The sequence below is a fragment of the Cupriavidus sp. SIMBA_020 genome (assembly GCF_046535395.1).
In the GTDB taxonomy this organism is placed as follows: domain Bacteria; phylum Pseudomonadota; class Gammaproteobacteria; order Burkholderiales; family Burkholderiaceae; genus Cupriavidus; species Cupriavidus campinensis.
Window position 1 is genome coordinate 514,640 of sequence record NZ_JAWRWU010000002.1, and the last position, 22,649, is coordinate 537,288.

The 22,649-nt window shown below is 67.5% G+C and carries 24 protein-coding genes; 5 read left to right on the plus strand and 19 right to left on the minus strand.

Going from position 1 to position 22,649, the window contains the following annotated elements; translation table 11 throughout:
- Nucleotide 1: 1 nt before the first annotated feature.
- Nucleotides 2-580, minus strand: coding sequence for an AAA family ATPase (locus SB751_RS06560; RefSeq protein WP_144198067.1), 579 nt, complete (start codon nucleotides 578-580; stop codon nucleotides 2-4).
- Nucleotides 581-735: 155 nt separating this feature from the next.
- On the opposite strand from SB751_RS06560, the gene SB751_RS06565 reads away from it, so the two are divergent.
- Nucleotides 736-1,194 carry a bacteriohemerythrin gene (locus SB751_RS06565; RefSeq protein ID WP_144198068.1) on the plus strand — a complete coding sequence of 153 codons (459 nt, stop codon included), beginning with the start codon at nucleotides 736-738 and terminating at the stop codon, nucleotides 1,192-1,194.
- A gap of 24 nt (nucleotides 1,195-1,218) precedes the next feature.
- Here the strand turns inward: SB751_RS06565 and trxA are convergent, their stop codons facing one another.
- Complete coding sequence (trxA, locus tag SB751_RS06570; protein WP_410747870.1) at nucleotides 1,219-2,064, minus strand: thioredoxin; 846 nt, start codon at nucleotides 2,062-2,064, stop codon at nucleotides 1,219-1,221.
- Between the two features lie 191 nt (nucleotides 2,065-2,255).
- Here trxA and SB751_RS06575 point away from each other — a divergent pair, with 191 nt between their 5' ends.
- On the plus strand, nucleotides 2,256-3,953 hold the full coding sequence (locus tag SB751_RS06575) for a long-chain fatty acid--CoA ligase (RefSeq protein WP_144198070.1): 1,698 nt from the start codon (nucleotides 2,256-2,258) through the stop codon (nucleotides 3,951-3,953).
- 12 nt (nucleotides 3,954-3,965) lie between these two features.
- Here SB751_RS06575 and SB751_RS06580 read toward each other — a convergent pair whose 3' ends face one another.
- Together SB751_RS06580 and SB751_RS06585 are read right to left on the minus strand one after the other, a co-directional pair.
- Nucleotides 3,966-4,775, minus strand: a complete 810-nt coding sequence (locus SB751_RS06580; protein ID WP_211944047.1) for an ankyrin repeat domain-containing protein — start codon at nucleotides 4,773-4,775, stop codon at nucleotides 3,966-3,968.
- A 29-nt stretch (nucleotides 4,776-4,804) separates the two neighbouring features.
- Nucleotides 4,805-5,599 carry a gamma-glutamylcyclotransferase gene (locus SB751_RS06585; RefSeq protein ID WP_144198072.1) on the minus strand — a complete coding sequence of 265 codons (795 nt, stop codon included), beginning with the start codon at nucleotides 5,597-5,599 and terminating at the stop codon, nucleotides 4,805-4,807.
- A 148-nt stretch (nucleotides 5,600-5,747) separates the two neighbouring features.
- Between SB751_RS06585 and SB751_RS06590 the strand changes: the two genes are divergently transcribed.
- Nucleotides 5,748-6,068 (plus strand): hypothetical protein, encoded by a 321-nt coding sequence (locus tag SB751_RS06590; protein WP_092290450.1) that lies wholly within the window; start codon nucleotides 5,748-5,750, stop codon nucleotides 6,066-6,068.
- 88 nt (nucleotides 6,069-6,156) lie between these two features.
- Here SB751_RS06590 and SB751_RS06595 read toward each other — a convergent pair whose 3' ends face one another.
- From SB751_RS06595 to SB751_RS06625, 7 genes are all read right to left on the minus strand, one after another.
- Nucleotides 6,157-6,504, minus strand: a complete 348-nt coding sequence (locus tag SB751_RS06595; protein WP_144198073.1) for an FKBP-type peptidyl-prolyl cis-trans isomerase — start codon at nucleotides 6,502-6,504, stop codon at nucleotides 6,157-6,159.
- 56 nt (nucleotides 6,505-6,560) lie between these two features.
- Entirely contained in the window at nucleotides 6,561-7,109 is a 549-nt protein-coding gene (locus tag SB751_RS06600; protein WP_144198135.1) for a YaeQ family protein, read from the minus strand.
- Nucleotides 7,110-7,259: 150 nt separating this feature from the next.
- Complete coding sequence (locus SB751_RS06605; RefSeq protein ID WP_144198074.1) at nucleotides 7,260-7,568, minus strand: hypothetical protein; 309 nt, start codon at nucleotides 7,566-7,568, stop codon at nucleotides 7,260-7,262.
- A 177-nt stretch (nucleotides 7,569-7,745) separates the two neighbouring features.
- Entirely contained in the window at nucleotides 7,746-8,321 is a 576-nt protein-coding gene (locus tag SB751_RS06610) for a YceI family protein (RefSeq protein ID WP_144198075.1), read from the minus strand.
- A 26-nt stretch (nucleotides 8,322-8,347) separates the two neighbouring features.
- Nucleotides 8,348-8,734: an MAPEG family protein gene (locus SB751_RS06615; protein ID WP_144198076.1), complete on the minus strand. Its 387-nt coding sequence runs from the start codon at nucleotides 8,732-8,734 to the stop codon at nucleotides 8,348-8,350.
- 21 nt (nucleotides 8,735-8,755) lie between these two features.
- Complete coding sequence (locus SB751_RS06620) at nucleotides 8,756-8,980, minus strand: RNA-binding S4 domain-containing protein (protein ID WP_144198077.1); 225 nt, start codon at nucleotides 8,978-8,980, stop codon at nucleotides 8,756-8,758.
- Nucleotides 8,981-8,982: 2 nt separating this feature from the next.
- Nucleotides 8,983-10,743, minus strand: a complete 1,761-nt coding sequence (locus SB751_RS06625) for a glutamine--tRNA ligase/YqeY domain fusion protein (protein WP_144198078.1) — start codon at nucleotides 10,741-10,743, stop codon at nucleotides 8,983-8,985.
- 242 nt (nucleotides 10,744-10,985) lie between these two features.
- On the opposite strand from SB751_RS06625, the gene SB751_RS06630 reads away from it, so the two are divergent.
- Nucleotides 10,986-12,464 carry a CoA transferase gene (locus tag SB751_RS06630; protein WP_250024703.1) on the plus strand — a complete coding sequence of 493 codons (1,479 nt, stop codon included), beginning with the start codon at nucleotides 10,986-10,988 and terminating at the stop codon, nucleotides 12,462-12,464.
- A gap of 27 nt (nucleotides 12,465-12,491) precedes the next feature.
- Here SB751_RS06630 and SB751_RS06635 read toward each other — a convergent pair whose 3' ends face one another.
- From SB751_RS06635 to SB751_RS06655, 5 genes are all read right to left on the minus strand, one after another.
- On the minus strand, nucleotides 12,492-13,115 hold the full coding sequence (locus tag SB751_RS06635) for an FMN-binding negative transcriptional regulator (RefSeq protein ID WP_144198080.1): 624 nt from the start codon (nucleotides 13,113-13,115) through the stop codon (nucleotides 12,492-12,494).
- A gap of 44 nt (nucleotides 13,116-13,159) precedes the next feature.
- Nucleotides 13,160-13,777 (minus strand): pyridoxamine 5'-phosphate oxidase family protein, encoded by a 618-nt coding sequence (locus tag SB751_RS06640; protein WP_410747871.1) that lies wholly within the window; start codon nucleotides 13,775-13,777, stop codon nucleotides 13,160-13,162.
- A gap of 37 nt (nucleotides 13,778-13,814) precedes the next feature.
- A complete protein-coding gene (locus SB751_RS06645; protein ID WP_144198082.1) occupies nucleotides 13,815-14,675 on the minus strand; it encodes a PhzF family phenazine biosynthesis protein in 861 nt (286 codons plus the stop codon).
- 203 nt (nucleotides 14,676-14,878) lie between these two features.
- Nucleotides 14,879-16,504 (minus strand): gamma-glutamyltransferase, encoded by a 1,626-nt coding sequence (gene ggt, locus SB751_RS06650; protein WP_144198083.1) that lies wholly within the window; start codon nucleotides 16,502-16,504, stop codon nucleotides 14,879-14,881.
- Nucleotides 16,505-16,517: 13 nt separating this feature from the next.
- The gene (locus tag SB751_RS06655) at nucleotides 16,518-17,495 is read right to left on the minus strand and encodes a Bug family tripartite tricarboxylate transporter substrate binding protein (RefSeq protein WP_144198084.1); all 978 of its coding nucleotides are present in this window, start codon (nucleotides 17,493-17,495) and stop codon (nucleotides 16,518-16,520) included.
- A 143-nt stretch (nucleotides 17,496-17,638) separates the two neighbouring features.
- Between SB751_RS06655 and SB751_RS06660 the strand changes: the two genes are divergently transcribed.
- Nucleotides 17,639-18,523 (plus strand): LysR substrate-binding domain-containing protein, encoded by an 885-nt coding sequence (locus SB751_RS06660; RefSeq protein WP_144198085.1) that lies wholly within the window; start codon nucleotides 17,639-17,641, stop codon nucleotides 18,521-18,523.
- Between the two features lie 11 nt (nucleotides 18,524-18,534).
- Here SB751_RS06660 and SB751_RS06665 read toward each other — a convergent pair whose 3' ends face one another.
- From SB751_RS06665 to SB751_RS06675, 3 genes are all read right to left on the minus strand, one after another.
- On the minus strand, nucleotides 18,535-20,166 hold the full coding sequence (locus SB751_RS06665; RefSeq protein ID WP_144198086.1) for a glycosyltransferase family 39 protein: 1,632 nt from the start codon (nucleotides 20,164-20,166) through the stop codon (nucleotides 18,535-18,537).
- 234 nt (nucleotides 20,167-20,400) lie between these two features.
- Nucleotides 20,401-21,903 (minus strand): tripartite tricarboxylate transporter permease, encoded by a 1,503-nt coding sequence (locus tag SB751_RS06670; protein ID WP_144198087.1) that lies wholly within the window; start codon nucleotides 21,901-21,903, stop codon nucleotides 20,401-20,403.
- Nucleotides 21,904-21,916: 13 nt separating this feature from the next.
- Nucleotides 21,917-22,378: a tripartite tricarboxylate transporter TctB family protein gene (locus SB751_RS06675; RefSeq protein ID WP_144198088.1), complete on the minus strand. Its 462-nt coding sequence runs from the start codon at nucleotides 22,376-22,378 to the stop codon at nucleotides 21,917-21,919.
- Between the last annotated feature and the right edge of the window lie 271 nt (nucleotides 22,379-22,649).

A 22,649-nucleotide genomic window follows, 5' to 3' on the forward strand; every position in this document is an offset into this window, starting at 1 on the left:
GCTAGCTCGCCAGGGTGCGCAGCAGGCGGTCCAGCGCGGCGGCGTCCGGGGCCAGGTTGTCGAAGAAGATCAGTTCGGGATACTCGGCCGGGTCCGGCATGAAGCGGCGTGTCCGATACGCCTCCCAGTGCGTGAGCTTGTAGGCATCGTTGGGATTGCCGCGCCGGACAATGCGCGCGTGGGCCTCGTCCTCGGGCAGGTGCACCCATACCACCTGCGTGCGCGTGCCAGCCGGCATGTGCAGCCACGCCGGGTCGGTCAATTGGTGGGCGCGCACCTCGCGCGAGAGCGGCCCCACCACCAGCACGCTGATGCCGAGCATCAGGTTCTCGCGCGCGGTGTCCAGCAGGCCCTGGTATTCGGGGTCGCGCAGGTTGTCCAGGTAGGCCGGGCTGTCGCGGTCGTTCGGGTCGCCGGTGATGGCAGCCATCGCCGCCGCGCTGTAGCGCCCATAGAGCGTGTCCTTGTCGAGCAGGCAGAACGGCTCGCCGGTGGCCTGCATCAACGGGCCGATCAGCTTGTGGGACAGCGTGGTCTTGCCGGTGCCGGCGTGGCCGCAGAAGAAGATCAGTCTTGGCATGGCGGGAAGGGGCGCGTCGGCCACAGCAGGGTTGCGAACGGCAAGGATACCCCGCATCGGAGCGATCACGACGCGTGGCCTTGCGGAAAATCAGATCGGCGGGGCCGGAAATCGGTATCCTTGCCGCGTTACCGACCCTGCTCCTTGCCCACCACATGTCCGCCGCCGCACTCGATACGCACGATCCCTATCAAGGACTGTCGTCCGAGGGCCTGCCCGAAGCGCTACGCCTCGGGGAGCCCGTGACCGACGCCACCCACGCCGAATTCCTCCAACTGCTCGATGCGGCCGCCCGCGCCGACGATGCCGGCTTCCTGGCCGCCTATGACGCGTGGATCGACCACACGCGGCATCACTTCGCGCAGGAGGAACAGTGGATGGAGGCGATGGGCTTCGGCCCGCGCCATTGCCATGCGGGCGAGCACCAGCAGGTGCTCGCCGTTGCGCAGGCCGTGCGCGACAAGGTGGCGGAGGAGGGGGTGGTGAGCCTGGGGCGGCGGCTCGTGGGCGAACTGTCGGGCTGGTTCGACCATCACGTGAAGTCGATGGACACCATGATGGTCGAACACATGCAGGCCAACGGCTTCACGCTGGTGGAAGGCCCCCAGGGCTGAAGCCGGGGGGCCTTAGTTCACCACTCAGTTCAGCGCTGCGCTGAGCTGGCGGCGCCAGCGCGAGACCACGTCGGGCCGCCCGGCGAGCAGGTCGAACACCGACAGCATGGTCTTGCGTCCGATATCTTCCTCGAAGCCGCGGTCGCGGCGCACGATTTCCAGCAATTGTTCCAGGGCGGGCTCGTACTCGCGGCGCGCGATCAGCGCGTTCGCCAGGTCGAGCTTCGCGCCCAGGTCGGCCGGATTGGCCTGCACGCGGGCGATCAGCGCGGCGGCGTCGGGCAGGTCGTCCACGTTGCGTAGCGCTTCCAGCTGGGTCTGCACGGCGGCATAGCCTTCCTCCTGCGGGGCGCGCGGCGATAGCCGGGCGAACTCGGCCTCGGCGGCCTCGACCTCGTTGTGATCGAGCAGGAAGCTGGTGTAGGCCAGCCGCGCGTCATCGGCGCCCGGATCGAGGGCCAGCGCGGCCTGGAAGGCGGCGCGCGCGCCCTCGGCATCGCCGGCGGCCACCAGTTCGCGGGCCTCGTGCAGCGCCTGCTCGCCCGGGTTCGGGGTCAGGCGGTCCAGGAATTCACGCAGGCCCGACTCCGGCAGTACGCCGACGAACTGGTCCACGGCCTGCCCATCGGCAATCGCCACCACATGGGGAATGCTGCGCACGCCGAAATGCGCGGCCAGCTCCTGGTTCTCGTCCACATTGACCTTGGCGAGCTTCCACTTGCCGCCGGATTCGGCTTCGAGCTTTTCCAGCATCGGTCCCAGCGTGCGGCATGGGCCACACCAGGGCGCCCAGAAATCGACCAGCACGGGCACCTGCCGCGACATCTCGATCACGTCGGCTTCGAAATTCTGCAGGGTGACGTCGCTCATGTTCTGCCTTTCGGAATGATGGGGGCCGGCATGCGGCCGGATCTCCCTATTGTGAGGGCGAAGCCGCGGAAAGCAACCTTTGGCCGACCCCGACCGGGAAAACCTCCGCTTGAAAATAGAACGGTCGTTCAGTTATATTGGCCCTCTGTTGACGAAACCAAAAAGCCGGTCGCAAAGACCCAGGAGACAAGATGACCACCACGCCCGCGCGTCCGCATTTCCAGTTCTGGCCGAAGCGGCTGCCCACGCAGATCGTGCTGCCCGAGACCTCGCTCTGGTTCAACCTCGAAGTCTCCGCGCGCCGCTACGCCGAGAAGCCGGCGATCCGCTACTTCGGCAATGCCATCACGTTCCGCGCGCTGGAGGCGCAGGCCACGGCGCTGGCGGGCTGGCTCCAGCAGAAGGCCGGCGTGAAGAAGGGCGACCGCGTGCTGCTGTACATGCAGAACTGCCCGCAGTTCATCGTCAGCTACTACGCGATCCTGCGTGCGGACGCGGTGGTGGTACCCGTCAACCCGATGAACCGGGCCGAGGAGTTCAAGCACTACGTGACCGATGGCCAGGCGCGCGTGGCGATCTGCACGGCTGACCTTGCCGCCGGCGTGGCCCAGGCCAACGCCGAACTGCCGGCCGACCAGCAGCTCCAGCACGTGCTGGCCACCCAGTACGCGGACGCGCTGCCGGCTTCCTACGAACACCCCGAAGACGCGCCGCCCGCGTGGATCACCGCCGAGCATCCGCTGCCGGCGGGCGCCACGCCGTGGGCCGAGGCGCTCGGCGCCGGCCTGCAGCCTGGCCCGCACACGGCCGGCCCGGACGACATGGCCGTGATGCCCTACACCTCGGGCACCACGGGCTTCCCCAAGGGCTGCATCCACACCCATCGCTCGGTCATGCACAACGTGATCGGCGGCGGCACGTGGTCGGGCAGCGGCGCGGAATCGGTGATCCTGTCGGTCCTGCCGCTGTTCCACGTCACCGGCATGCAGTACGGCATGAACGGGCCGATCTACAGCGGCGCCACCGTGGTCATGCTGCCGCGCTGGGACCGCGAGGTGGCCGGGCGCCTGATCTCGCGCTACCAGGTCACGCACTGGACCAACATCCCGACCATGGTGATCGACTTTCTGGGCAGCCCGAACCTGGCCAGTTTCGACCTGACCAGCCTGCGCTACATCGGCGGCGGCGGCGCGGCCATGCCGCAGGCCGTGGCCGAGCGGCTCAAGGAACAGTTCGGCCTCAGCTACCTGGAGGGCTATGGCCTCTCCGAGACCATGGCGCCGACGCACAGCAACCCGGCCGACCGCGCCAAGCTGCAATGCCTGGGCGTGCCGACCTTCAACACCGAGGCGCGCGTGATCGACCCCGTTACGCTGGCCGAGCTGCCGCCGAACGAAGTGGGCGAGATCATCGTACGCGGCCCGCAGGTCTTCAAGGGCTACTGGGGCAAGCCCGATGCCACGCGCGACGCATTCATCGAGTTCGAAGGCCGGACCTGGTTCCGCACCGGCGACCTGGGCCGCATGGACGACGACGGCTACTTCTTCATCACCGACCGCCTCAAGCGCATGATCAACGCGTCCGGCTTCAAGGTCTGGCCGGCCGAGGTGGAAAACCTGCTCTACAAGCATCCGGCCGTGCAGGAGGCGTGCATCATCGGCACGCGCGACGCCTATCGCGGCGAGACCGTGAAGGCCGTGGTGGTCCTGCGCACCGCCGCCAAGGGGCATACCACGCCGGAAGAGATCATCGAATGGGCGAAGGAGAACATGGCCGCGTACAAGTATCCGCGCGTGGTCGAGTTCGTCGATGCATTGCCGAAGTCCGGCACCGGCAAGGTGATGTGGCGCCAGTTGCAGGAGAGCGAGAACACGCGTACCGGCGCGTGACGTGCGCGGGCCTCAGTGCCCGCGGGCGCGCATCAGCATCCTGACCATGGTCTTGTAGCCGCGCTCGCGCGCATGGCGCGTGGGCGTCACGCCTTCGCGGTCGGCGAGGTTGGCGTCCGCGCCCGCATCCAGCAGCAGTTGCACCACTTCCTCGTAGCGTGCGCTGCCGTCGCCGAGCACCACGGCCTCGAGCAGCGCGGTCCAGCCGAGCTGGTTCACGTGGTCCACGCTGAGCCCGGCTTTCAGTAGCAGTTTCACGATTTCGACATTGCCGTGCTGGCTTGCGGCGATCAGCGCCGTGCCGTCGTAGCGGTCCGTGCTGCGCGGGTCGGCGCCGTGGGACAGCGCCAGCCGCACGATGTCGATCTGCCCCGTGGCGGCCGCCACCAGGAACGGGCTGTTCGACTCCCCATCCTTGCGATTCACATCGGCGCCGGCCAGGATCAGCGCCCGCGCCACCTCGTTGCGGCGGTTGTAGACCGAGGCCAGCAGCGCGCTGCGGCCGCGTTCGTCCACGGCCTGCATCGACGCCCCGGCAGCGAGTAGCCGATTGACGAGTTCCGCGTCGCCAATGCTGGCGGCGGTGATCAGGTTGCGGTCCAGCGCGGCCATGCCATCGCTGCGCGGTGGCAGGGTGGGCGGATCGACCGGACGCGCACGCGGCCCCTGCGCGAGGGTGGGGCCGTTGCCGATGCCAGTCAGGGTGCGCGCCAGCGTCTGGCCGCCCTGGCCGGCGAGCAGGCCGCCGGCCATCAACAACCCCAACAGCCCGAGCATTTCGGCGATGGCCTGGCGGCGGGGGCGGGTCTGGGAGCGCGTCATGTGGGGGGTGTCGAAGGCGCTGGGGTGGCTCAGACGGTTTCGTGCGGCGCGTTGGCGGCGGCGATGCCGTCCGTGCCGTCGGCCTGCATGACGGGCGGCCGGTGGCGGTGCGGATCGTCGCCGGCCGGGTGCATGGCATCGGCACCGTCACTGTCCTGGAGCAGGCGCCAGAGGCGGCCCAGGTAGGGGTCGTCCACCCCGTTGGTGGCCAGGCCCAGCAACGTCTGCTGGAGATATTCGCGGGCCGGGCCGTACAGGCCGCAGGCGTGGCGCAGACAGTCCACCACGCGGGTGTCGGGCAGCCGCCCCGCGTAGGCCGGATGTTCGCGGTTCATCACAAAAGCCAGCGCGCGGGCTTCCGGTGCGTCCGGGGTATTGTCGAGCTTCACGCGCAGCCAGCGCGGGTGATAGGCGCCGGTCAGCATCTCGCGGCGCCAGAGCACGCGGAATTCCTGCTCGATCACATGGGCCGGGATGCGGAACACCATGCCCGTGCAGCAGCCGCCCCGGTCCAGGCCGAGCACGAGCCCGGGGTTGTCCCAGGTGCCACGATTGATACGGGAATAGAGGTAGAAGCCGCGATGGTAGCCGTGCACGGTGGCCAGGCGCCGGTCCGTATGGACCACCATCGGGTTCCAGATCAGCGAGCCGTAGCCGAACAGCCAGACATCGCCCTGCAGGGCATCGCCATCAGGCCGGGCGGCCAGCGCGGCATGGAGCGATTGCTCGATATCGGCCTCAGGCAGCAGCGAGGACGCGACCGGTGTGCTGCACAGCGATGCGCGCAGCCTGTCCGCTTCGAGGTCCTGTCTGGTGATGGCCATGGATGGAAGGATAATCCAAAGCGTATTGATCCGTCGCAAGGAAGCCACATGCGGCGAGCGGGGTGTGTGTCACAGGCAACGGTTTGCAATGCGCCCGCCGGGCCGGCAAGTCTCTACAATGGGGGCCTGACTTCTTGGAGAACCGGTCATGGCGCGTACGCTTACCGTGGTGTTCGGCAGTGGCAAGGAATTCGATTTCACGCTTGGCGATGCCGAGCTGGCGGCCGTGACCGAGGAGGCCGCATGGCGCTGGTTCGACCGCGAATATGCCGAACTGGACTGCCAGGCCTCGAGCCCGGTGGGCAAGGTGCTCGTCATCGACAAGATCCTGAACGTGGCCAAGTTCTCGGGCGAGAACCGCTTCAGCGGCAATGCGGAGTGGGCGCAGGACTTCGCGCGGCATGCCGGCCGGCTGCTGGACCGCGACAAGGTGCGCGTGGACGTGGGCAACGCCGCGATCGGGTTCTGACGGGCTCTGAAGCCCCGGCTTTCAGATTCCACGATGTAAAAACGGACGCCGAGGCGTCCGTTTTCATTGGGTCAGGCCCGGCCGAAGCTCAGACCGACAGCAGTTCCACTTCGAACAGCAGCGTGGCGTTCGGGGGAATCACGCCACCGGCGCCGCGGGCACCGTAGCCCAGGTCGGCCGGAATCACCAGGCGGCGCGTGCCGCCCACCTTCATGCCCTGCACGCCTTCGTCCCAGCCACGAATCACGTGGCCGGCGCCCAGCGGGAACACGAACGGGTCGTTGCGGTCCTTGCTCGAATCGAACTTGCGGCCAGCCTGGCCGTTCTCGTACAGCCAGCCGGTGTAGTGCACGGTCACGTGCTGACCTGCCGTGGCTTCGTTGCCAGCGCCGACAACGGTGTCTTCGAATTGCAGGCCGGAGGGAGTGGTTTGCATCGCAATCTTCCTGTTTTTGGTTGATGAAGCGTTATCTGGGGCTCGGGCGGCCCGCCTCAGCCGGCGGCGCGCTGGAGCACGTCGAGCGTCAGCTGCACGTTGTGGTCGTCGTCGCTGACCCAGATCTCGGCGTCCTGGATGGTCACGGACAGGCGCATGGCGCGCTGCGCCATGCCGGCCAGTGCCTCCACGGCTTCCGAGGGCACATTGTAAATGGTCACGTTACGCAGCTTGCTGGCCTTGCCGGCCATGCCCTTCCACCATTCACGCGCGCTGGCGCTCTGATAGGTATAGACGGTGACGCGGTCCGCGCGGGACGAGGCGCGCCGCAGCCGGGCTTCGTCGGGCTGGCCGAGTTCCACCCAGTGGGCGATCTCGCCGGTCAGCGTCTTGTCCCAGAGGTCGGGTTCGTCGGGCTCGTCGAGGCCGCGCGTGAAGGTGAGGGACTCGGACGCCTCGCAGGCGAAGGCCAGCAGGCGCACCATCATCCGCGCGTCGTTTTCAGACGGATGCTGGGCGATGGTCAGCGTATGGCTGCCGTAGTAGGGCCGATCCATGTCCGATACGGACAGTTCGGCCTTGAAGATGGTGGACTTGAGCGCCATGGAATCACGGGAAATGCGGGCTCGCGCCGGCCACGGGATGCCATCCGGCACGGCGCGCGAAGGCCGCATCATACGTGATCCGCGTGGGCAGGCGATGGAAAACCATCGCCCGAAGGTGCGTTGGCGCGCGCAGCCCGGGCGGGCGCTCGCTCAGGACTTGCGCTTGTGGCTGACCCAGAAGCGCAGCACCGCCGACACCAGCACCAGCGCCAGGAATGCGGCGGCCGCCACCAGCGCGAGGCCGGCGTTGCTGTTGATCTGGCCTTCGAGCGCCACGCTGACCAGCAGCGTGCCGACCATGACGGCCAGCAGCGGCAGCAGCAGGGCGCCACGGCCATAGGTCTGGTAGGCCCAGAGCGGGAATTTGCGGACGGTTTGGGCAGGGATGCTGCAGGCCAGGCAGGCGCCGGCTGCGGCCAGGGACGCCGCAACGACGTCTCCGACGTGAATAGTGATCATCTCGACTCGCGAATCGCCGGGTACGCTGTGGGCGGAACGCGGCAGGGATGGGATGGCAAGGCGCTGATTTTACTGAAATTTTTCCCGGCAAAGGTGACGCAGGGTCGTCATCGGGACCGATATCGGAGATCGATTTCCCCTATTCAGGATGGCGGCGCGCTGCCGTCCGCCCCGGGGCTACTGCGCGGGCGTCGCTTCGACCGAAATGTGCAGCGTCACGGTATCGCCGACGTCGGGCAGGAACCGTGTCATGCCGAAGGCGCTTCTGGGCAGGCTGGCGTGGAAATCGCCGCCGCAGACGTCCCGGCCCACGCCGAACAGCACCACGCGCCCGCAACTGAAGCGGTCCGCCTCCAGCCGCAGGGGGTGGGTCACGCCCAGCAGCGACACCTGCCCCTCCACGGCCACGAGCTTGCCGCCTTCCACGACGAAACGGTTGCCCTGGAAACGCGCGACCGGAAAATTCTGGGAATCGAAGAATTGTGGCGAGCGCAGCACCCCGTCGAGGCTGCGATTGCCGGTATCGACCGAGTCGGTATCCACCGTGAAGTCGATCGATCCCACCCCGGTGGCCGGGTCATAGAGGATGCGGCCATCCAGCTTGTTGAAGCGGCCGCGCACCGTGGTGCGGTCGAAATGGCTGGCGCCGAAATAGACCGCGGTATGGGTGGGATCGACGTTGTAGTTCACGGGCGCCGCCCAGGTTGGGGCGCTGGCGCCCAGGAGGGCGGCGATCAGGAGACGGGGCAGCATGGCTAGTGGCTTCTAGTGGCTAGTGGCTAGTGGACGAACACCGGCAGCAGGAACAGCCCGATCACGGTCAGGAAGCCGATGGTCCAGCACAGCGTGCGCAGCGTGGCCCGGTCGGTCAGGTAGCAGACCGTATAGAGGATGCGCGCGACGACGAACACCACCGCCAGTTCGTCGATGCGCGCCTGCGGGGCACTCAGGTGACTGGCAATCAACACGCCGGCCGCAAAGAACGGGAAAGCCTCGAAGTGGTTGCGGTGGGCGAGGTCGGCGCGCCGCGCCCGCCCACTTTGCTTCTCCAGCCAGCCGCGCGGGTCGTGGTTGTCGAAGCCGCTACGCCCACTCGCCTTGGCGATAGCCACCGTCAGCACGGGCAGCAACCCCGCCACCAGCACGCACCAGAACGCAATCGGCATATCAGTCCCCGGGGTTCTAAATCAGGCGGCCACCACCTTGATGCGCACGCCGGCCATGGTTACCACCTGCCCGGCGCGGATCTTGGCGGTCTTGCGCGACTCGGCCGCGCCGTCCACCGAGACCTCGCCGGCCGCCACCAGCGCCTTGCCGGCGCCGCCGCTGTCACAGACGCCGGCCAGCTTCAGCAGGTCGTTCAGGGCAATGAACTCGCCCTCGAGCGGAAATGTGATGGTTTGCGTCGTCATCGTCACTTGCCCCAGCTGTCCTTGAGGCCAACCGTGCGATTGAAGACGGGCTTGCCCGGCTGCGAATCGGTACGGTCCGCCACGAAGTAGCCGTGACGCTCGAACTGGAAGCGGTCTTCCGGCTTGGCGTCGCGCAGGCCCGGCTCCAGGTAGGCCTTGACCACCTTCTTGGAGTCGGGGTTCAGCGCATCGAGGAAGTTCTTGCCGCCCGCGTCGGGGTTCGGGTCGCTGAACAGCCGGTCGTACAGGCGCACCTCGGCCTCCACCGCATGCGGCGCGCTGACCCAGTGGATGTTGCCCTTGACCTTGACGCTGTCCGCGCCCGGCGTACCGCTCTTGGTTTCCGGCAGGTAGTTCGCGTGCACGGCCACCACGTTGCCGTCAGCGTCCTTGTCCACGCCCGTGCACTCGATCACGTAGCCGTAGCGCAGGCGCACCTTGTTGCCCGGGAACAGGCGGAAGTAGCCCTTGGGCGGCGTCTCGGTGAAGTCGTCGCGTTCGATCCACAGTTCGCGCGAGATCGGGAACACGCGGCGGCCCAGTTCGGGCTGCTTGGGGTGCACCGGCGCCGAGCACTCCTCGGTCTGGCCTTCCGGGTAGTTGTCCAGGATCAGCTTGACCGGGTCGAGCACGCCCACGCTGCGCGGCGCGCGTCCGTCCAGGTCGTCGCGCACGGCGCCTTCGAGCGTGCTCATGTCGATCCAGCTATCGGCCTTCGACACACCCACGCGGTCGCAGAACAGCTGGATCGATTCCGGCGTATAGCCGCGGCGGCGGATGCCGACGATGGTGGGCATGCGCGGGTCGTCCCAGCCGTCCACGCGGTTTTCGTCCACCAGCTGCTTGAGCTTGCGCTTGCTGGTGATGGCGTAGGTCAGGTTCAGGCGCGCGAATTCGTACTGGTGCGGCAGCGGGTCGCGGAACACGCCGGCTTCGCGCAGGTGCTGGAGCACCCAGTCGTACAGCGGGCGGTTGTTCTCGAACTCCAGCGTGCACAGCGAATGCGTGATGTTCTCGATCGCGTCCGAGATGCAGTGCGTGAAGTCGTACATCGGGTAGATGCACCACGCATCGCCGGTGCGGTGGTGATGGGCGTGGCGGATGCGGTAGAGCACCGGGTCGCGCAGCACGATGTTCGGCGCGGTCATGTCGATCTTGGCGCGCAGCACGTGCTCGCCGTCGCCGTACTTGCCGGCGCGCATGTCGCGGAACAGCGCCAGGTTTTCCGCCACCGTGCGGTCACGGAACGGCGAGGGCTTGCCCGGCTCGGAGAAGTTGCCGCGCGTGGCGGCGATCTGCTCGGCGGTCTGGCTGTCCACATAGGCGGCGCCGCGCTCGATCAGCGTTTCCGCAAAGGCGTACAGTTGCTCGAAGTAGTCGCTGGCGTAGTACAGGTGCGGCTGGCCGCCCGGCTGGGTGGCGTCCCACGAGAAGCCGAGCCAGTGCACGGCGTCGATGATCGAGTCGACATACTCGGTGTCTTCCTTGACCGGATTGGTGTCGTCGAAGCGCAGGTGGCAGCGGCCGGCGTAGTCGCGCGCCAGGCCGAAGTTCACGCAGATGCTCTTGGCGTGGCCAATGTGCAGGTAGCCGTTCGGCTCCGGCGGGAAGCGCGTGATGACCGGCGGCAGCGCGGCGCCCTGGCTGTCCGCGCGGCCGGCGTAGGTGCCTGCGGCCAGGTCCTGGTCGATGATGCTGCGCAGGAAGTTCGAGGAGGCCGGGTTGTCGGTGGACTTGTCGGTAGGCTTGTTGTCTTGGCTCATGGTGGCGCCGCGTCGTATGCGGCCGTATGGCTTGGTGTGGGGCACCGGGACGCTCCCCGGTTCCCCATGTTCGATGGAATGGCGGGATTTTACCGTGCCTGCGGGGCAACCCGGCGGTGCGGCGCGATTTTCAGAATCGGCTCACAGCGCGGTGGCCGCAAGTGGTGCAGAATCCACGGCAGGTCATCGCATGCCGCCATCGTGGCATGAAAAGCTTGGGCCATGTTGCGGGAACTCAACCCATGAACACTGCTTCCTCTCCTGATTCGTCCCTCTCGGCCACTTCGTCAGCCTCGGCCACATTGCCGGCGGACGCCCTGGCCGGCCTCTGGCACGGCGCCGGCCTGCCGCCCGAGGCGCTGGCCCACCTGGCGCTGACCGGCGCGGACCCGGTGCTGCCATCGAGCTTCGCGGTGGGCACGGCGGCGCAGGCCAGCCTCGGGGCGTCCGCGCTGGCCGCGGCGGCGCTCTGGGCGCAGCGCACGGGCCGCTGGCAGGACGTGGCGGTGGACATGCGCCACGCGCTGGCGGAGTTCCGCAGCGAGCGCTACCTGCGCGTGAACGGCGGGCCCGCCCCCGAGCTCTGGGACAAGATCGCCGGCCTGTACCCGTGCGGCGACGGGCGCTGGGTCCGGCTGCACACCAATTTCCCCCATCACCGCGACGGCGTGCTGCGCCTGCTCCAGTGCGCGCATGACAAGAATGCGGTGCGCGCGGCGCTGGGCCGCTGGGAGGCCGAGGCATTCGAGTCCGCCGCCTCGGACGCCGGGCTCGTGGTGGCCGCCATGCGGCCCTACGACACCTGGCGCGCGCATCCGCAGGCGCAGGCCATTGCCGGGCTGCCGCCGGTGACCATCGAGAAGATCGGCGAGGCGCCGCCGCAGCCCTTGCCGGCGCTGCCGCCCCATGCCGAGATCAATGTCGATGCCCGCCCGCTGACCGGCGTGCGCGTGCTCGACTTCACGCGGATCATCGCCGGCCCGGTGGCGGGGCGCACGCTGGCCGCGCACGGCGCCGACGTGCTGCTGGTGACGGCGGCGCACCTGCCGGCTATCGCGCCGCTGGTGATCGATACCGGGCGCGGCAAGCGGTCCTGCCAGCTCGACCTGCGCGACCCGGACGACAAGCGCACGCTGCACAAGCTGCTGCATGGCGCCGATGTGGTGGTGCAGGGCTATCGCCCGGGCGGGCTGGCCGAACTGGGCGCCGGCCCGGAGGCGGCGGCGCGCGCACGGCCCGGCATCGTCTATGTGTCGTTGTCGGCCTACGGGCATGTCGGGCCGTGGGCGGGCAAGCGCGGCTTCGATTCGCTCGTGCAGACGGCCACCGGCTTCAACGACGACGAGGCGCGGGCGGCCGGCAGTGCCGAGCCCAAGCCGCTGCCGGCCCAGGTGCTGGACCACGCGGCCGGCTACCTGCTGGCGTTTGGGGCGATGGCCGCGCTGCACCGGCGCGCGGTGGAGGGCGGAAGCTGGCACGTGCGGGTGTCGCTGGCGCAGGTGGGGCAATGGCTGCGCGGCCTGGGCCGCGTGCCGGAGGGCTGGCGCGTGCCGGACCCGCATTTCGACGAGATGTCAGACCTGCTCGAGGTGCAGGAGTCAGGGTTTGGCGAGCTGACCGTGGTGCGCCATGCCGCGCGGCTCTCCGAGACGCCGGCGCACTGGGCACTGCCCTCGGTGCCGCTCGGCACCCATGTGCCGGAGTGGCTGCCGCGCGGGTGAGCCTTGATGGGACTCAGTTCGTGGGACTCAGTTCGCGCCGGTCAGCCGTGCCATCCAGTCGGCCATGTCCTGCTCGATGGCGGAGCCGGCGCGCTGGGCTTCCAGGATCCGGGCGCGGTCCGTGGCGGGGCGGTTCTGGCTCAGCTTGAACTTGCCTTCCACCCGCGTCGGCACCAGGCGCAGGCCGACGATGGCGCCCAGCATCTTCTGCTGGAAATCCTCGGGCAAGTCGCGCCACTGCTGGGCGTAGCCCGGTTCGTTGCGGCCGATCAGCCGCTTGAGCAGGGCGTCCTTGTCGGCGGCGTCGTGGATGGTGGTGACCTCGGCGTAGACATGCACCGCCACGTAGTTCCAGGTCGGCACGGACAGCTTCTGGTCGTAGAGCGACGGCGACACGTAGCCATGCGGCCCCTGGAACACCAGCAGCGCCTTCGGGGTTTGCTCCAACCATTTCCAGTGCGGATTGGCGCGCGCGACGTGCCCCTCGATGCGCCAGCCGCCCTCGGACGCCCGCTCCGCCACCACCGGCAGGTGCGTGGCGAAGGGCAGGTCATCCGCATCGGTGCCAACCAGCGTGGCGAAGGCGTAGCGGCGCATGACCTCGTCGATCAGGTCGGGGTCGTCGCTGGCGAAGTGGGACGGCATGTACATGGCAGGGTTCTCTTCTTGTGGGGTGGGGCAGGCCGCTAGTGCAGCTAGTACAGCGTCTTGCGCATGCGCTCGGGTATTTCCCGGTCGTAGGCAACGCCGTCGATCGCGTTGTTGCTCAGTTCGGCGACGATGGTGCCCGTGCTTGGCAGGCGGTCGCGCGGAATCTGGGTTTCGGGCGACCACAGCGCCGAGCGCACGAGGGCGCGGGCGCACTGGAAGAACACCGAGCGGATCGAGATCACCAGTACCGTGGTCGGCGCCTTGCCGTCATGCACGCAGCGCGCGATCAGCGCGGGGTCGGTCGAGATCTTCGCCGTGCCGCTCACGCGCAGCGTTTCGTTGACGCCCGGCACCAGGAACAGCAGGCCCACGCGCGGGTCGTTGACGATATTGCGCAGGCTGTCGATGCGGTTGTTGCCGCGCCGGTCCGGCAGCAGCAGCGTGCGGTCGTCCAGTACCTGCACGAAGCCGGGCTGGTCGCCGCGCGGCGAGCAGTCGCCGCCATGCTCGTTCCGGGTGGACAGCAGGCAGAACGGCGAGGCGTCCACGAAGGCGCGGTAGTGCGGGTGCAGGTAGTCGACTTCCTTGGCCAGCGAGGCCCCGGCGGGCTCGGCGTACAGCGATTCGAGGTCGGCGAGCGCGGCGATGTCGTGTGAGGTCATGGCGGGGAGGGGGAGGGAGGCGAGGGATCGGATCGTGTCAGATCGTAATAGTGCCACGTCCGATCTCGACCACGCGGCCGCCCACGCGGATCGCGCCGTCGGCGGTCACGGCGAGGTCCAGCCGGCAGCGGCGATCGACCTGTTCGCCCTGCTCCACCTCGTACGTGGCCGGCAGCGCGTGGCCCGTGGCCAGCAGCCAGCCGCCGAGATTGGCGCAGGCCGAGCCGGTGCCCGGGTCTTCGGCCACGCCGCCGCCCTGCTTGGTGAAGAAGTAGCGCACGAGCACCTTGCCGGGCTGCGTGGGGTCGAAGGCGAACACATAGGCGGTCTTGCGGCCCAGGCTGCTTTGCGGCCACTGGTCCAGCCGGCTGCTGTCGGGCGCGGCGCGGCGCACGGCGTCGGGCGTCTTCAGCGGTACCAGCAGCTGGTCGGCGCCGGTATCCACCCACATCGGCGAGCCGGCCAGGTCGTCTGCGGACAGGCCCAGCAGCGAGGCCATCTCGGCATCGGGCAGACCGGCCGGCGCGGTGCGCGGGGCGCCCTCGTGCGGCGCGGTCAGGGTCCAGCGGTCGCCGGCGGCGGTCACCGGCACCACGCCGGCCTTGAATTCGAGGGTCAGCGCATCCCCGGTTTTTGCGAGGTCGCGCACCACATGGGCGGTGCCCAGCGTTGGGTGACCGGCGAAACGCATCTCGTAGCCCGGGGTGAAGATCCGCACGGCTGCCGCCGCGCGCTCGGACGGCAGCACGAAGGTGGTCTCGGAGAGGTTGAATTGCAGCGCCAGCGCCTGCATCGTGGCGTCGTCCAGGCCGCGTGCGTCCTCGAACACGCACAGGGGATTGCCGCCAAGCGTGGTCTCGGCAAAGACGTTGACGATGCGGAAGGCGTAGGAGGCCATGGCGGGAGCGGGCAGGAAATTGGACGAATTGCCAGTGTAGTGCGCGCGGCGCGGCACACCATGCACAGTTCCACGCGCCGCGAACAGGACAGTTGGCGCGCCGCCCGCCCGCCGGCCATGAAAAAAGGCGCCGGGGTTGCCCCTCGGCGCCTTGCAGGACGGCTACAGCGGTACTGCGGTGCTTCTATATATATAGCGGGCGGTCAGAAGCCCACGGCCTGGCCGTCGCGGCGGCTGTCGCTGGCGGCCACGTAGCCCTGCTCGGCATCGTCGGACAGGCGCCAGATGAACTGGCCGGAGCCGAAGTCCATGTACGGGTCGTTCACGGACTTGAGCTGGTGGCCACGGTCCTTCAGGCCGGCCACGGTGGTCGGGTCCATCGTGCCTTCCACATCGAGCGTGAAGTCACGGTTGACCTTCCAGCGCGGCGCGCAGCAGGCGGCCTGCGGCTGCTGGTCGTAGTCGAGCATGCGCACCACGGTCTGCACGTGGCCCTGCGGCTGCATGTCGCCGCCCATCACGCCGAAGCTCATTACCGGCTGGCCATCCTTGGTCAGGAAGGCCGGGATGATGGTGTGGAACGGGCGCTTGCCGCCAGCCACCACGTTGGCGGACTTCGGGTCCATCGAGAAACCCACGCCACGGTTCTGCAGGCTGATGCCGGTATTCGGCACCACCACGCCCGAGCCAAAGCCCATGTAGTTCGACTGGATGAACGAGATCATCATGCCGTTCTCGTCGGCGGCGGTCAGGTAGATGGTGCCGCCGGTCTTCGGCATGCCCGGCGTGAAAGCCGTGGCGCGCTGCATGTCGATCAGCTTCGCGCGGGACTTCAGGTAGGCCGGGTCCAGCATCTGCTCGGGCGTGACTTCCATGGTGCGCGGGTCGGCCACGTAGCGGTAGAGGTCGGCGAAGGCCAGCTTCATCGCCTCGATCTGCAGATGCTGCGAGTCCACCGAGTCCACCGGCAGCGAGCCGACGTCGAACTGGTCGAGGATGCCCAGCGCGATCAGCGCGGCAATGCCCTGGCCGTTGGGCGGAATCTCGTGCACGTCGTAGCCGCGATAGGACTGGCTGATCGGCTTGACCCAGTCCGGGCGATAGTTGCGCAGGTCGTCCAGCGTCATCGCCGCGCCGCATTCCTTGCTGAAGGCGGCGATCTTCTCGGCGATCTCGCCCTCATAGTAGGCGCGGCCCTTGGTGGCGCCGATCTTGCGCAGCGTGTCGGCGGCGGCCTTGAAGACGAACTTCTCGCCCACGTTCGGCGAGCGGCCATGCGGCATGAAGGTGTCGGCGAAGCCGGGCTGGGTCTTCAGGTCCGGCACGGCGGCGGCCCACTTGTGCGCCACCACGGGCGGCACGGCGTAGCCGCGCTCGGCGATCTCGATCGCCGGCTCCATCAGGTCTTCGAACGGCAGCTTGCCGAACTTCTCGTGCAGCGCGGCCCAGCCGGCCACCATGCCCGGCACGGTGACCGCATCCCAGCCGCGGATCGGCCGATTGGCGAGGCCGTTGCCGTCCACGCCGTACTTGTTCTTGAAGTATTCGGGGTTCCAGGCGGCCGGGGCCACGCCCGACGAGTTCAGGCCATGCAGTTCCTTGCCGTCCCAGAGGATCGCGAAGGCGTCGCTACCCAGGCCGCACGACACCGGCTCCACCAGCGTGATGGCGGCAGCGGCGGCGATGGCTGCATCGACGGCATTGCCGCCCTTGAGCAGCATGCGCAGGCCGGCTTGTGCCGCCAGCGGGTGCGAGGTGGAGACCACGTTGCGCGCGAACAGCGGAATGCGCACGGTGGGGTAGGGGTTGGTCCAGTTGAAGTTCTTCATGGGTTGTCTCGTTTTAGTCCACCAGAATCTTGCGATCCTTGATCAGCTTGCCCCAGCGGGCGCTGTCTTTCTTGACCATGGCCGCGAACTGCGCCGGCGTGCCGCCGACCGGTTCGGCGCCGAGCTTGGCCAGGCGGTCGCGCACGTCCTGCGACTGGATCGCCTTGTTGAACTCGGCGTTGACCCGGTTGACCACGTCAGCCGGCAGCCCCTTGGGGCCGTAGATGCCGAACCAGGTGTCCGATTCGAAGCCCGGCAGGCCCGATTCGCTGGCCGTGGGCAGGTCCGGTGCCAGCGGCGAGCGCTTCGCGCTGGTCACGGCCAGTGCCTTGAGCTTGCCATCCTTCACGTGCGGCATGCCGGAGACGATGCTGTCGAACAGCACCTGCACCTTGTTCGAGATCAGGTCCGGCACCGCCAGCGCCGTGCCGCGATACGGGATATGGGTGATGAACACGCCGGCCTGGGCCTTGAACGCTTCGGCCGTCAGTTGCCCGATGGTGCCGTTGCCGCTGGACGCGTAGTTCAGCTCGCCCGGGTGCTTCTTGGCGTAGTCGATCAGCTCCCTCACGTTCTTCACCGGCAGCTGGTTCGGTACCACCAGCACGTTGGTGGCCACGGCCACCTGGCCAATCGGCGTGAAGTCGGTCTCGGTGTTGTAGGGCAGGTGGGTATTGATATAGGGGCCGATCGAGTGCGTGCTGGTCGTGGCGATCAGCAGCGTGTAGCCATCTGCCGGGGCCTTGGCCGCCATGTCGGAGCCGATGGCGCCGCCTGCGCCCGGACGGTTATCCACCACGATCTGCTGGCCCATGCTGGCGCCCACCTTCTGGGCGATGGCGCGCGCCAGCAGGTCCGTGGCGCCGCTGGCCGGGAACGGCACGATCAGCCGGATCGGCTTGGACGGATACGTATCCGCGTGCGACGGCGCGGCAACCAGGGTCAGGCTCGTGGTAAGGCCGATGCCGAGCAGGCGTAGCCAGGAAGTCATTCTTCTTCTCCGATGCGGAAAACGGGCAGGCAGGAAAAACCGAGCCAAATCAAGGCTCGTCCATCATTATTCCGCGCACCGGGTCACAATGAAAGCTAATATTCCTTTTGTGATCAACAAGAAAACCTTGTGGTTGGACCTGCATGAGTACCATCCGATTTCTCCGCACCTTCGTCGCCGTGTCCGAGCAGGGCTCGTTTGCCGCCGCTGCCGGCCGGGTGGCGCTGACGCAGGCGGCGGTCAGCCTGCAGATGCGTTCGCTCGAACAGGAACTGCGCCGTGAATTGTTCGACCGCAGCGGCCGGGTGGCCGTGCTGAACGCGGACGGCCGCGAACTGCTGCCGCAGGCGCGCCGGCTGCTGGCGCTGTATGAGGAAATGCGCCTGCCGCAGGGGGGCGCCGAGGACATGGCCGGCGCGGTGGCGGTGGGGGCGGTGGTATCGGTGATGGGCGGGCTGTCGCACGTGGTGGCGCGGCTCAAGCGGGCCTATCCGGCGCTGGACGTGCGGCTGGTCGGCGCCAAGTCCATCGACCTGGCCGAGCAGGTGGAAAGTGGCGAACTGGACGCTGCGTTCCTGGTGGAGGGATCGGCCCGGCCCGCCGGCACGCTGCGCTGGACGCCGCTCTACCAGGAGCCGCTGGTGGCGATTGCCGCGCGCGGCAGCCCCGGCGAGACCGCGCGCGAGGCGCTGGCGGCCAATCCCTTCCTGCGCTTCGACCGGAGCCAGCGCACCGGCGCCCTGGTGGAGCGCGCGCTGCGGCGCGCGCACCTGCGCACCAACGAATTCCTCGAACTGAATTCGATCGAGGCGCTGGTGGAACTGGTGCGGCAGGAGGTGGGCGTGACCGTGGTGCCGCAGCTGCGGCTGGCGCGCTGGCACGAGGATCACGCGCTGCGCCTGCTGCCGCTGCAGGCAGGCGGCGAGCCCGTGGTGCGCACGCTCGGCATGCTGGAGCGGCGCGACCACGGGCGCGCCCATGTGACGGAGGCGATCCGGTCAGCCTGCGAGGCGCTGTTCGGCAGCTAGGCTGCCTGAGCCTATCGTCGATCGGCGCCGACGTGACGGGAAGCCTGGGGTGCTGAAGGCGGCACATGCAAGGTGGCCATCCCGCGCTGGGGCGGCCCGGACACGTGCGTGGGCGACGTGGCGGACATGATGTGCCGCAACGACAGCAGCATTCCCCCCAGGCAAAGGAGAGCCCAGAGCATGCCCGCCGCCTTGCCGGCCGGGGACAGCTCGACCAGCCGCATCGCGAAGAGGTCGGGGAAACGCCGGGCGGCATCAGTCATGGCGGTCTGGGGATCGTTGGTCTTCGGGAAGATCAGCGGCTCGCCGGACAGGCTCATTTCGATACCAGTCCAGACGCCGATGTGCTGGTAGGGCAGGGCGGAGTTCTGCGGCCGCGCACCGGGGAATTCGCCGACGATCACATGCCAGTTGATCAGCGTGGGCCCCAGGTTGAGCAGGACCGAGATGACCAGCAGCGGCACCGCCGTGCGCCGCGCGTGCTGCCACATCCACAACAGTCCCGGTACCGCCGCGAAGAACAGCACCGGCAGCAGCGGCACCATGTAGCGCGGCCCCCAGCCGAAGTGTCCCCAGTTCTTCATGTGCGCGATCATCAACAGGTAGCAGATCCCGGAGGCCAGCGCCGCGTACAGCAGTTGCTTCTGGCGCACCTGCAGCGTGTGCCGCATCTTGTACACGAAGAGGGCCAGCAGCAGCACCGGCGCGAACAGGAACAGTCCCATGTTGGGGCTGGCCAGCAGGCCGAGAAGGCCGGTCACCGGGTTGCCGTTGAGTGCGAGACTGTCCGAGATGTGCAGGTCGGCGGCGATGGCCGGCCGCAGGAACAGGCCGGTGCGGATGTGGTTGTAGTAGAACGCGGGCAGCATGGTGATACCAAGCGCCACCAGCATCAACGCGAAGCCGGTCTTGTGCCGTGCGCGCTCCATCCACAGCAACCAGAGCACGCCCATGCCGAAGAACGGCAGCAGCGAGTATCGGAACGAGCAGGCCAGCCCCAGCGCCACGCCGGCGGCCACAAAGTACGCCAGTGACGTCGGCGGCCGCAGCGCGCGCGCCATGAAGTACAGCCAGGCGCAGAGGCTGGCTGCTGCCGGGGTCACGTCCCAGGCAGTCTTGGCGTAGGGCATGAAGGTCGTGCCGGCATAGAACACCAGCGCCAGGCCAAACGCCGCGCGCGTGGAATAGAACTCGCGCATCAGCAGGAACATGAACACCACGCCGAGCGTGTTGTAGGCCGCGTAGATGAACGAGGTGATCAACTTGCCATACGTGCGGCCGACGTAGCGGTCGCGCACCAGCCGGTAGGGGTCGATGTCGCCGCGCGCCTCGTCGATCAGCGCGCCGGGCATCATCAGCAGCAGCGCGCCAACGTCGTGAGGCTCGTAGTAGAGCCCGTCGGGCCCCTTGTTCCAGTACGTGACGAGGGGGGGATTCACCGCGCTTCCGAGCTGGCCCGTGGCCGCCAGCAGTTGCGCCGAGCGGTACTGCTCGCCTGCGTCGCCGCTGGACAGCCGTCCGCTGGACAGCAGCATGGCGAGGCTGAAGAAGAACACAATGACCAAGGCGGTGACCATCCCGGCGGGCGTCGTGGCAGACCCGTGGGAGAACCCGTGCGGTCGATGGCTTGCGGTTCGCATCATGGCAAGTCCTCTGGACGCATGTATTTGAGGGAATACACGCGCATGTTGCCGGGACGCCGGGGTGCCTTATGTACGTTTCAACACCAATCGCACCATTGCCATGGCTGCCAACAATGACCGTGGCGCATGCCGCATGGCCATTGGCATTTCAGGAAGAAAGCGCATAAAAAAAGGGCGCCATAAGGCGCCCTGAGCTTGCGTTGTGTGGCCGGATACCCCCGGCCAGGGTAAGCCTTATTCTTCCTGGAACGCTTCTTCGCGCTTCGCCTTGATCGACGGCATTGCCACGATCAACACGAGGATCACAGCCGCAATCAGCAGCCCCAGCGACAGCGGGCGCGTCACGAACACGGTGAAGTCACCACGCGACAGCAGCAGCGAGCGGCGGAAGTTCTCTTCCATCATCGGCCCCAGCACGAAGCCGAGCAGCAGCGGCGCCGGTTCGCACTTCAGCTTGATGAACAGGTAGCCGATCACGCCGAAGGCCGCGGTCTGGAACACGTCGAACGTGGTGTTCTGGACCGAGTACACGCCGATGCAGCAGAACGTCAGGATGGCCGGGTACAGGAAGCGGTACGGCACCTTGAGCAGCTTGACCCAGATACCGATCATCGGCAGGTTCAGGATGATCAGGATGAAGTTGCCGATCCACATCGAGGCGATCAGGCCCCAGAACAGCGCCGGGTTGCTGGTCATCACCTGCGGGCCGGGCTGGATGTTGTGGATGGTCATCGCGCCCACCATCAGCGCCATCACGGCGTTGGGCGGAATGCCCAGCGTCAGCAGCGGGATGAAGGAGGTCTGTGCCGCGGCGTTGTTGGCCGATTCCGGACCTGCCACGCCCTCGATGGCGCCCTTGCCGAACTCGCTGGCGTACTTCGAGGTCTTCTTCTCGAGCGAGTAGGCTGCGAACGATGCCAGCGAGGCGCCGCCGCCCGGCAGGATACCCAGCGCGGAGCCGAGCATCGTGCCACGCAGGATGGCCGGGATCATGCGCTTGAAGTCTGCCTTGGTCGGGAACAGGTTGGTCACGTGATCCGTGAAGGTCTCGCGGTGCTCCTTCTGCTCCAGGTTCGCGATGATTTCCGCGAAGCCGAACACACCCATGGCCACCGACACGAAGTTCAGGCCGTCGGTCAGCTCCGGCACGTCGAACGAGAAGCGCGCTGCGCCCGAGTTCACGTCGGTACCGACCAGGCCCAGCAACAGGCCCAGTACGATCATCGAGATGGCCTTCACCAGCGAGCCCGAAGCCAGCACCACGGCACCGATCAGGCCCAGCACCATCAGCGAGAAGTACTCGGCGGGGCCGAACTTGAACGCCAGTTCCGACAGCGGGGCCGCGAAAGCGGCCAGGATCAGCGTGGCCACGCAGCCGGCGAAGAACGAGCCGAGACCCGCTGTGGCCAGCGCCACCCCGGCCCTGCCTCGCCGCGCCATCTGGTAGCCATCGATGGTAGTCACCACCGACGACGATTCACCCGGCAGGTTCACCAGAATTGCCGTGGTGGAGCCGCCGTACTGGGCGCCGTAGTAAATACCGGCCAGCATGATCAGCGCCGCCACCGGGGGCAGCGTGTAGGTCACCGGCAGCAGCATGGCGATCGTGGCCAGGGGCCCGAGGCCCGGCAGCACGCCGATCAGGGTCCCGAGGATACAGCCCGCAAAGGCGTATGCCAGGTTCTGGAAGGTCAGGGCGGTGGAGAAGCCCAGACCCAGGTTGGTCAACAGTTCCATTTCGGCCGTCTCCTCAGTTTGCCAGGAAGGCCGGCCACACCGGCATCTGGAGATTGATGCCGTACACGAAGGCGCCCATGCTGATCACCACGAGGATGACAGCGTTCAGGATCGCACCCTTCCAGCTGAACTCATGGCTGGCCATCGAGGAGGCCAGGACGAGCACGATGACGGACAGCACCATGCCAAGCGGCTTGAGCAGCAGGCCGAACAGCACCACGGCACCCAGGATCCACAGCAGCGTCTTGATATCCCAGCGGGCCAGCTGGTCTTCCTCGCCCTTGGACGACAGCGATCCCCACAGGACCAGCGCGCCGAGTATGGCGAGCACGATGCCGAGCCAGAACGGGAAGTATCCCGGTCCCATCTTGGCGGCCGTTCCCATGGAATAGCCACGGGCGACGAAGGAAAAGCCGAATCCGACCAGCATGAACATCAGGCCGGAGGCAAAGTCCTTTTGGCTACGTATGCGCAAAATGATTCTCCTCGATATAAAGCTTGAAATCCGCGTGCGGTGATTGGTGTACGCGTGTTGCGCACCGTCCCGAAGGGACAGCTCCCCCCAACCCCGTCACGAGCAGGGTGGAAGTTAAAAGCGCATCCTTTCAGCTACCTTTCATATGTCTGCAATCAGGGTCAACTTCAGGGTATCTCCCTACGCAGACGTCTGAAAGTCAGTCGAAAGTTGTCCGAAAGCCGAACGTAAGTCGTTGACAAGGCAAGGGAATTTGCGCGGAGGGGTGTCC

What these genes read in the sequence shown, in the direction of transcription:
- SB751_RS06560 (WP_144198067.1), bottom strand. Translation starts at nt 580, where the DNA reads ATGCCAAGACTGATCTTCTTCTGCGGCCACGCCGGCACCGGCAAGACC.
- SB751_RS06565 (WP_144198068.1), top strand. Translation starts at nt 736, where the DNA reads ATGTCCGCCGCCGCACTCGATACGCACGATCCCTATCAAGGACTGTCG.
- trxA (WP_410747870.1), bottom strand. Translation starts at nt 2,064, where the DNA reads ATGAGCGACGTCACCCTGCAGAATTTCGAAGCCGACGTGATCGAGATG.
- SB751_RS06575 (WP_144198070.1), top strand. Translation starts at nt 2,256, where the DNA reads ATGACCACCACGCCCGCGCGTCCGCATTTCCAGTTCTGGCCGAAGCGG.
- SB751_RS06580 (WP_211944047.1), bottom strand. Translation starts at nt 4,775, where the DNA reads ATGACGCGCTCCCAGACCCGCCCCCGCCGCCAGGCCATCGCCGAAATG.
- SB751_RS06585 (WP_144198072.1), bottom strand. Translation starts at nt 5,599, where the DNA reads ATGGCCATCACCAGACAGGACCTCGAAGCGGACAGGCTGCGCGCATCG.
- SB751_RS06590 (WP_092290450.1), top strand. Translation starts at nt 5,748, where the DNA reads ATGGCGCGTACGCTTACCGTGGTGTTCGGCAGTGGCAAGGAATTCGAT.
- SB751_RS06595 (WP_144198073.1), bottom strand. Translation starts at nt 6,504, where the DNA reads ATGCAAACCACTCCCTCCGGCCTGCAATTCGAAGACACCGTTGTCGGC.
- SB751_RS06600 (WP_144198135.1), bottom strand. Translation starts at nt 7,109, where the DNA reads ATGGCGCTCAAGTCCACCATCTTCAAGGCCGAACTGTCCGTATCGGAC.
- SB751_RS06605 (WP_144198074.1), bottom strand. Translation starts at nt 7,568, where the DNA reads ATGATCACTATTCACGTCGGAGACGTCGTTGCGGCGTCCCTGGCCGCA.
- SB751_RS06610 (WP_144198075.1), bottom strand. Translation starts at nt 8,321, where the DNA reads ATGCTGCCCCGTCTCCTGATCGCCGCCCTCCTGGGCGCCAGCGCCCCA.
- SB751_RS06615 (WP_144198076.1), bottom strand. Translation starts at nt 8,734, where the DNA reads ATGCCGATTGCGTTCTGGTGCGTGCTGGTGGCGGGGTTGCTGCCCGTG.
- SB751_RS06620 (WP_144198077.1), bottom strand. Translation starts at nt 8,980, where the DNA reads ATGACGACGCAAACCATCACATTTCCGCTCGAGGGCGAGTTCATTGCC.
- SB751_RS06625 (WP_144198078.1), bottom strand. Translation starts at nt 10,743, where the DNA reads ATGAGCCAAGACAACAAGCCTACCGACAAGTCCACCGACAACCCGGCC.
- SB751_RS06630 (WP_250024703.1), top strand. Translation starts at nt 10,986, where the DNA reads ATGAACACTGCTTCCTCTCCTGATTCGTCCCTCTCGGCCACTTCGTCA.
- SB751_RS06635 (WP_144198080.1), bottom strand. Translation starts at nt 13,115, where the DNA reads ATGTACATGCCGTCCCACTTCGCCAGCGACGACCCCGACCTGATCGAC.
- SB751_RS06640 (WP_410747871.1), bottom strand. Translation starts at nt 13,777, where the DNA reads ATGACCTCACACGACATCGCCGCGCTCGCCGACCTCGAATCGCTGTAC.
- SB751_RS06645 (WP_144198082.1), bottom strand. Translation starts at nt 14,675, where the DNA reads ATGGCCTCCTACGCCTTCCGCATCGTCAACGTCTTTGCCGAGACCACG.
- ggt (WP_144198083.1), bottom strand. Translation starts at nt 16,504, where the DNA reads ATGAAGAACTTCAACTGGACCAACCCCTACCCCACCGTGCGCATTCCG.
- SB751_RS06655 (WP_144198084.1), bottom strand. Translation starts at nt 17,495, where the DNA reads ATGACTTCCTGGCTACGCCTGCTCGGCATCGGCCTTACCACGAGCCTG.
- SB751_RS06660 (WP_144198085.1), top strand. Translation starts at nt 17,639, where the DNA reads ATGAGTACCATCCGATTTCTCCGCACCTTCGTCGCCGTGTCCGAGCAG.
- SB751_RS06665 (WP_144198086.1), bottom strand. Translation starts at nt 20,166, where the DNA reads ATGATGCGAACCGCAAGCCATCGACCGCACGGGTTCTCCCACGGGTCT.
- SB751_RS06670 (WP_144198087.1), bottom strand. Translation starts at nt 21,903, where the DNA reads ATGGAACTGTTGACCAACCTGGGTCTGGGCTTCTCCACCGCCCTGACC.